This window comes from Archangium sp. (assembly GCF_036388035.1).
Taxonomy (GTDB): domain Bacteria; phylum Myxococcota; class Myxococcia; order Myxococcales; family Myxococcaceae; genus Archangium.
The window spans coordinates 1-8,241 of record NZ_DASVSO010000844.1; the positions used below are offsets into that span (position 1 = coordinate 1).

The window sequence follows — 8,241 nt, forward strand, 5'->3', positions numbered from 1 at the left end:
CCGGGGCCTGCTGGACCGGCAGTTCCTCGCCGAGCGCATGAGCCCCGAGGGGCCGCTCGGCAACCGCCTGCGCGAGGCCATGCCGTGGATCGCCCGCGACGAGCGCTCGCCCGTGCTCTACGTCCCCTTCGTCCTCGGCGGGGACATCATGGGCCTGGCGCAGCTCTCGGATCCGCTCGCCGGCAACTTCCGCACCGAGCACGTGCGCTACGCGAAGATTCTCGGTGACTCGGCCGCGGTGGGCATCAAGAACGGCCGCCGGATGCAGGCGCTCCAGCGGCTCGGGCTCCGGGACCGGGACACCGCCGCCTACAACCTCAGCTACTTCACCGACTACGCCTCCAAGGAGATCTACAAGGCGCGGCGCTACGGGCGGACGTTCTCGCTGCTGACGTTCTCCGTGGACAACCTGCCCCTGGTGAAGATGCGCCTGGGAGCGCAGGACGCCAAGCGCGCCGTGCGCGGCATCATCAAGGCCTTCTCGAAGATCGTCCGGGACTCGGACGTCATCGCCAAGGCGAGCGACCAGGAGTTCTACCTGCTGCTGCCGGAGACGGACTTCTTCGGCGCGATGATGTTCGTGCGCCGCGCGCTGGCCGCGGTGCGCGAGGAGCCGGACGCGCAGGAGGTGGAGGCGCGCCTGCCCCTGGCCCTGGTGGGCGGGGCGAGCACCTTCCCCAAGGACGGCGAGGACTTCGACGAGCTGATGCACCGCTGCCGCCGCCGCATGGACGAGCGGCGCTCCTCGCTGCAGCGCAAGCTGATGCTGGACACGCTGCCCTTCTGGGACGAGGTGGACCTGCTGCTCGGCAACGCCTCCAGCCCCAAGCTGCCGGTGGAGGAGAACGCCGAGCCCTCGCGCCGGGGCAAGGTGTCCGACGTCCTCTTCGATGAGCTGCAGGCGGAGATTGCCCGCGAGCTGCTGAGGGATCCGAGCTCGCGCGGGCTGCTGTACGTGGGCAGCCCGGAGATTCGCGCGGACCTGCCCATCGCGCTGGGGCTGGACTCGGCGCCGCACGAGCTGGCCTCGCGCATCTACCTGCTGGGACGGCGGGCGGACCTGGAGTCGCACCCGGCGCTCACGCCCGTCTTCCTGGAGGGGGACGAGCGGATGGGCCGGCACGAGTTCCTCCTGTGGCTCTCGGAGAGCGCCGCCTACGCGCTCATCCAGCGCCGGGGGCTCGGCGCCACCTGGGGCTTCCACTCTTCGGACACCGCCGTGGTGGACGGGCTCATCACCCGCCTGCAGTCGGAATACGATCTCCAGCCGTACTAGCAGGGAGCGCCCGTGGCCCAGGTTCGAAAGATCCTCATCGCCGATCCCGACCTCGAGTCGGTCCGCCCGCTCTCCCGTGCGCTGCGCACCAAGGGCTACCAGGTGCACTACGCGCCGGATGGCTCGCGCGCGCTGGAGGTGGCCGTGCTGCGCCACCCGGACCTCATCCTCTTCGATGAGGCGTGCCGGATGCTGGACGCGCGCACCTTCATCAACATCCTGCGCACCAACCCGCGCACGGACGACATCCCGGTGGTGGTCTCCACCGGCCAGTTCGAGGCGGACAAGCTGCGCGGCCTGCGCGACGGCTACCTGCGCAAGCCCTTCAACATCGACGAGGTGCTCTCGCGCATCGAGCACGTCTTCCGCCGCAACGAGGCGGCCAAGGACCTCAAGAGCGATGCGCAGGAGATCGAAGGCTCGCTGAGCCAGCTCAGCATCCCGGACCTGATGCAGATCCTCGGGATGAACAAGCGCAGCGGGAAGCTGACGCTGGAGCGGGGCAACGAGCGCGGGGAGATCTCCGTGGTGGAGGGCCGCCCGGTGAACGCGCGCGTGGGCCGGGCCGAGGGAGAGAAGGCCCTCTTCCGGCTGCTGGTGTGGGCCGAGGGCTCGTTCACCTTCTCGCCGGGGGGCAGCGGGGGCAAGCCGCGCATCCAGCGCGGGATGGACGACTCGCTGCTGGAGGCGATGCGCCAGGCGGACGAGGTGAACCGGCTGCTGCCGGGACTGCCGCCGCGCAACGCGCGGCTGGTGCTCGCGCCGGACGCGGACCTGACGCAGGACCAGCACCCGGTGACGGCGCAGGTGGTGGAGCTGCTGCGCCAGCCCCGGGCGGTGGGCGAGGTGCTGGACCTGGCGCCGGCCACGGACCTGGAAGTGGTGGGCGTGCTGCACACGCTGCTGCAAAAGGGCGTGGCCCGCATGGCCGAGGGCGAGACGGAGGCGGGGAGCGGCGGTCCGCTGCTGGGGCCCGCCGAGCTGCACGCGCTGCGTGGGCGCATGCTGAGGGGCAAGGGCTCCTCGCGCGAGGCCACCGCGAAGATCTTCGTGTGCGGCAGTGGCCCGGCGGTGGCGCGGCGGTTGCTGTCCCAGGTGCCCGACATCGCGGCCGTGGCGGCCGAGCCCACCGCGGTGAAGAGCGGCTTCGGGACGCTGGGGCGGTTGGACTTGCACGAGCTGCTGCACCTGGACTTCTGCGTGCTGCCTCCGGCGGAGGCGGCGAAGCCCCTGTGGCGGCCGTTCAGCTCGGGAGCCGCGGGAGCGCTGCTGTTCGACACGGCGGAGGCGGCGGTGAAGCTGGCGCACTTCCTGGCGTGGGACATCCGCATTCCGGTGGTGGTGGTGGGCCACCCGGTGCCGGCGGAGCTGCACGGAGCGCCGGCGGGAGCGGCCAGCGTGGGGGAGGACCTCATGGAGGCCCTGCGCAGCCTGCTCATCCTGTCGCTCAACCCGGCACCGCTGCTGCCCGGCGTGCAGGTGCAGCGCCCTGTCGCTCCCGCCGCCGCCGGGTAATCCCTCTCCGGTCGCGTGGAGGGTTCCGCCGTGGCGCCATGGGTTCAGAGCGTGGGCTCGCGGAGTGTCCACGAAGTTTTTGTGTAGCCGAGGTGCGGAAGCGGGTGAAGGAGTTGGAGAGGGATTCGCCGGAAGTAAGGCTTCAGGCCGGCCCGTCCTCCTCAATCCCTCCCCGCACCTCGCCCCTGCTGTGCCTTGACGGCCAATTGCGCCTCGGCCTCGGCTGAATCCGCCTGAAGCCGGGGCGCCATGCCGGTTTTGTTAGGGATTCTTGGGGGGCGGGGAGGGGTTTGGCTGGCCGCTGAGGATGTTCGAAGGGGTGCTCCTTGGAGTAAAGCCCAGCCCGACATCACCCTCCAACATGAAACCTCTTCCTCCGAAGCAAACAGCCAGCATCCATGGGCAGGCCCTCGAGTACATCATCGCAGGGCAGACTTCCCGCAATTCACGGAGCCAGAGGTCGTGGTGGAAGCCGTGCGCTTCGTCAATGCTCATCGGACCCAGTCGTGATGACAGGGAAGGAGCCGTGAGACGAGCGGCGACCGGAAGAGGAGCCCCGCGGCATGCAACCCCCAGGGAGGGAGCCGGGGCAGGGCCTCCCACGAAAAAAGTCGCCAGCGGGCGATGTTCCGCCCACTGGCGACTGGGTGAGACCGCGAGTTCAATGGGTGCCGCTGCTTAGTAGAAGCAGCCCCGACGACCGCCGCGAAGCTTTGTCTTGACCTTCATGTGTTTGCTCCTCTTGGGTGAGACCGCGAGTTCAATGGGTACCGCTGCCTAGATGGGGCAGCCCCGACGACCACCGCGAAGCTTCGTCTTGACCTTCATGTGTTTGCTCCTCCTGAGTGATATGCGCTACGTACAGATTGAGCACGGTCGAGGCGTTTGTGACTTCGAGACAGGTTACATTTCAACCTGGTGACGCGAATCAAACGCGGACCCTTCTCTGGAAGGGCTGCTGCTAGCGCACGCCGACCAGGCCGCAGCGGGTGGCGTCCTCCGTGTTCTCGACGGTGAGGCCCAGCTCCTCCTGGAAGACGTCCAGCAGGTAGGGCAGCACGCCGATGGTGCCCTCGCGCAGGCGGAGATGGAGCGAGAGCTCCGCGCTGGAGAGCTTCTGCTCCGGGTGGGGGCGCTGGAGCAGCGCGTTGACCTGACGCTGAACCCCTCCCAGTGCGCGAAGCGTTGAGCGCTCGAGCACCAGGAACTCCGCCGTCACGGCCGCCACGGTGTCGAGGACGTCTCCCCGGGCCCCGAAGGGCGAGCCCACGCGCGAGCGGAGCAGCTCCCGGAGTCGCGGGGCCAGCTCCTCCACCTCGTCCCTCGCGGGCGTGAACACGTCTCGCAGGTCCTGCAGCGCGTCTTCTCGGAAACCCCTCAGCCCGCGCTGGGCGTGTTCGAACAGCTCGTTGTAGCGAGCCTCGTGCCAGTCTCGCTGGAGGGCGAGGTGCAATTGCGTGGGCAGGATCATCCGCCAATCGCGCTCGACCCGCTCACGCAGCCGGCTCCAGACGCCCCCCGGCTCATCCTCCACCTCGAGCAGCGCCGCGCGAATCGTCTCGTAGGCACGGCACATGTGGCTCCACAGGTTGAACTGGAGGCTATAGAGCTGGAGCCCCCGCATCCCGTACTCCATCGCCGCGGCAAGCTCGCCATCCCACGCCGCCACCGGCTTGGGAGCGCCCGCCACGGGCTTGCCCTCCATCAGCGTCGCGAGGAACTCCTCCACCATGTGCGGGGGACCGGCGCAGACGCCTCGGGTCGACAGGAAGTGGTTGTCCTGCTCGGTGAAGCGCACCAGCTCGGCCGCCGTGATGGGCGTGTCGTACGGCATCGGCTCATCCACGAAGAAGAGCATGTAGGACGCCACCATCCGCACGCCGTCCGTCACCCGGAACAGGGAGGAGAGCACGGGATCCAACTCGCGGTTGGGGACGGGCGCGTTGGCTCGCATCAGCAACAGGGTCGGCAGGGCCAGCGCGGTGCAGCACAGGGCGTGAAGGTCCCCCAGCCGCCAGCGCCCGTCCGGGGGCAGGGGACAGCGGCGCAGGAATTCCTCGCGCACCGCGAGCACCTCCTGCAACACGGGCTTCCAGTGCTGGCTCATCGACCGGAGCGCCGTCACGTTCATCAGCGCCTCGTCCCGGTAGCGGCTGCCCGGGTAGGGGCAGGCTCGCCAATCGGTCGGCAGCTTCATGCGCATGGCATCGGGGAAGACGTTGCTCTCCCCGACATGGCGTCCCTCCGTGTCGAGCGCCGGGTGGGCGAGGCGATGCACCGGGAGCACCGCTTCGAGGAAGCCCAACTCCAACGGCCGCCCCACCAGCCGCTCCATGACGCGGGGACAGTCCGGGTTCCACCACAGGGGCTCGCTGGGCGCGACCCGCAGGGCCTCGGCCTCCAGGAACCTTTGATGATGGCGGTTCTCGGACGTGGGCTTCGGGGCCTCGCGCGAGAGGATGTCCTCGGCCAGCAGCGACTCGAGCAGCTCCCTCACGCGCTCCCAGGGGTAGGGCTCACCCGTGCTCCAGGTGGTGGCGCTGCCCGCCATGAACTGGTCCTGCTCGAGCAGGTGCTCTCCGAAGGAGAGCAGCTCCGGCTCGTCGATCGTTATCTCCTTGAGGCCGTAGAAGATGCGCAGCTCCCGGGTGCCCTCGGGAGTGGTCACGTACTCGCTCAGGAAGCGACGCCGCAACGGCAGGTACAGCGTCTCGTGGGGATCTACCGACACAGCGTTCTGACTCATGCGAGAGCTCCTGGGCACAGGCCCGGCTGAAGTCCCCCAGGAGGACGGCTCCTTCGGGTGCACAGGGGTCGCTCCAGCCGGGTGTGTTTCGCGTACGGGCGGAGTGAGCGCGGGGCGCGGCTCTTGTGACGCCAGGCACCTCCGGAGAACCTGGGTGCACGCCTGGAGGTCGAGCGAGCCGCGCCGCCAGGAGCGTCACAGTCCCTGACAAAGCCAACGGGTCCCCTCCACCCACAAGACGACACCATTGAAACAGGGGACGATTTGGCCAGGCACTCTTCATCCAGCACGAGCCCGGGCGCTCATCCGGCTTCCCTCTCCAGGGTCTCCTCCATGAAGGTCGAGGGCCTGTTCCCCCGCACCTGGCGCGCCCTGGTGCGCGGGCGAGGGCGGCCCGCGCTCTGGTTGATTCCGGTGGGGCTGCTCGCGGTCTGGGGGGGCTGGTTCCTCCAGGCGCGCATCATCGTCTACGAGCGCAGCGCGCAGGCGCGGCTGGAACTCCACCGCGAGGTGTACGCGATTGATGCACCCGTGGAGGGGCGGGTGGTGATGACGCAGGTGGAGCTTCACCGCGCCGTGCATGCGGGAGAGGTGCTCGTGGAGCTGGAGCATGCGCAGGAGGAGCGCCGGGTGGCGGAGGCGGAGGCCGTGCTTCAAGGACTCGGGCCGCAACTGGAGGCGGCGCGCGCGGAGCTCGAGGCCGAGCAGAGCGGGCTGGTGGAGCAGAAGGGGCAGGGGGTCGCTGGCGTGGAGGAGGCGCGGGCCCGGCTCGCCGATGCCGAGGCGGTGGCGCGGCGCGCCCAGGAGGAGGAGGCCACCACCCAGCGGCTCTGGAAGCGCGGGGTGTTGAGCGAGATGGAGTGGCGCAGGTCCCACACGGAGCTGGAGCGCGCCCAGGCGACGGAGCGGGCCGCGCGGGCCACGCTGGCGCGGGTGAGATCGGAAGGCTCGGTGCAGTCCACCGACCGGCGCACCCGCCTCGCCGCGCTGCGGGGGGTGATTGCCAGGCTGGAGGCGGAGGAGAGCGTGGCGCGCGCCAACGTGGAGCGCCTGCGCCAGGAGCTGGAGCGCCGTGTCATCCGCGCGCCGGCGGATGGCGTCCTCGGCGAGACGGCCTCCGTCCGGGTGGGCGCGCAGCTCCAGGCCGGAGCCCCCATCGCGACCATCGTCGCGGGGGGAGCCGTGCGCGTCGTGGCCCAATTCTCCCCCGAGGCCCTGGGGCGTATCCGCGAGGGGCAGCGGGCGCGCATGCGGTTGGAGGGCTTCTCCTGGACGGAGTTCGGCATGCTGGAGGCCTCGGTGGTGGCAGTGGCGAGTGAGGTTCGCGAGGGCCTGGTGCGAGTCGAGCTGTCGGTGGATGAGCTGCCGTCGGGCATTCCGCTCGAGCACGGGCTGCCGGGCCTCGTGGACATCGCGGTGGGGCAGGCCACACCGTCGCGGCTCGTGCTTCGCACCCTCGGGCGGGGGCTCGACGCACCGGCACGCACGCAGCCCAAGGCCCTGCGAGTGGGTGGTGAGACGGAGTTGCCCAAGGGGGGGAGCTGAGCCATGGCGGGTGCACCACGTCTCTTCATCCCAGAGGTCATCCAGACGTCGGCCATGGACTGCGGCCCGGCGGCCCTCAAGGCCCTGCTCAATGGCTTCGGCGTGCCGGTCAGCTATGGACGGCTCCGAGAGGTCTGCCAGACCGACGTCGACGGCACGTCCATGGACGTGCTCGAGGAGCTGGCCGTCAGCCTGGGGCTGGATGCGGATCAGGCCATGCTCCCGCGCGATCAAGTCCTCCTCGACGAGACCGGGGCACTGCCCGCCATCGTGGTGGTGCGGCTGGCGGACGGCAACCTGCACTTCGTGGTGGTGTGGAAGAAGTGGGGCAATCGCGTGCAGATCATGGATCCGGCGCTGGGGCGGCGGTGGGTGGCCCTGCCCGAGCTGCTCGACCGGTTCTTCGTGCACGCGATGCCCGTGCCCGCCGAGGCGTTCCGTGAGTGGGCCGGCACGCAGGAGTCCCTCGTGGGGCTGCGCCGCAGGCTGTCCGCGCTCGTCGACGGGCCCATGTCGGAGCGGCTCGTCTCCGAGGCCCTCGGGGACTCCAGCTGGAAGGGCCTGGCCTGCCTGGATGCGACGGTGCGCCTGGTGCAGACGCTCGTGGAGGGCGGTGGCCTCCAGCGGGGGGAGGCGGCGGCTTTCGTCGAGCAGCTCCTGGGCGAGGTGCGCACGGCCCTGGACGAGGGGCGCGCCGAGGCGCTCATTCCCCCCACCTATTGGACGGCGTTTGGAGCGCCGGACGCCGAGGAACTCACGCTGCGCGGCGTCGTGTGCATCCGGGCCCGGGGGTTGCGGGGCGAGCGCGGGGAGGAGGAGCCCCCGCTGTCCCCGGGGCTCGAGGCCGTCTTGCGCGAGGCGCCCACCCGGCCCCTGCGGGAGCTCGTGGCCCTGCTGCGCCGGGATGGGGTGCTCACGCCGAGGGTGCTCGCCGCCTTGGGGGTGACCGCGGCCGTGGGGGGCTTCCTGGAGGCGCTGCTCCTGCGCGGGGTCATCGACGCGGGGCGCTACCTCACCACCGCCGAGCAGCGGATCGCCGGCGTCGTGACGCTGCTCGCCCTGCTGGGCGTGCTGTTCACGCTCGAGCTGCCCCTCTCGCTCGGGACGCTCCGCCTGGGGCGGCGGCTGGAGCTCCGCCTGCGGCTCGCGTTCCTCGACA

General features: G+C 70.3%; 5 protein-coding genes. 4 read left to right on the forward strand and 1 reads right to left on the reverse strand.

The features are described from left to right. Both VF697_RS34755 and VF697_RS34760 read left to right on the forward strand, forming a co-directional pair. A partial coding sequence (locus VF697_RS34755) for a GGDEF domain-containing protein (protein ID WP_331101828.1) occupies positions 1–1,276 on the forward strand: 1,276 nt, incomplete at its 5' end. Between the two features lie 12 nt (positions 1,277–1,288). After that, positions 1,289–2,791, forward strand: coding sequence for a DUF4388 domain-containing protein (locus tag VF697_RS34760; RefSeq protein ID WP_331101830.1), 1,503 nt, complete (start codon positions 1,289–1,291; stop codon positions 2,789–2,791). Between the two features lie 961 nt (positions 2,792–3,752). Here the strand turns inward: VF697_RS34760 and VF697_RS34765 are convergent. Then, positions 3,753–5,537 carry a hypothetical protein gene (locus VF697_RS34765; protein ID WP_331101832.1) on the reverse strand — a complete coding sequence of 595 codons (1,785 nt, stop codon included), beginning with the start codon at positions 5,535–5,537 and terminating at the stop codon, positions 3,753–3,755. A gap of 333 nt (positions 5,538–5,870) precedes the next feature. On the opposite strand from VF697_RS34765, the gene VF697_RS34770 reads away from it, so the two are divergent. Continuing rightward, positions 5,871–7,082 (forward strand): HlyD family secretion protein, encoded by a 1,212-nt coding sequence (locus tag VF697_RS34770; protein WP_331101834.1) that lies wholly within the window; start codon positions 5,871–5,873, stop codon positions 7,080–7,082. Between the two features lie 3 nt (positions 7,083–7,085). Further along, a partial coding sequence (locus tag VF697_RS34775; protein ID WP_331101836.1) for a cysteine peptidase family C39 domain-containing protein occupies positions 7,086–8,241 on the forward strand: 1,156 nt, incomplete at its 3' end.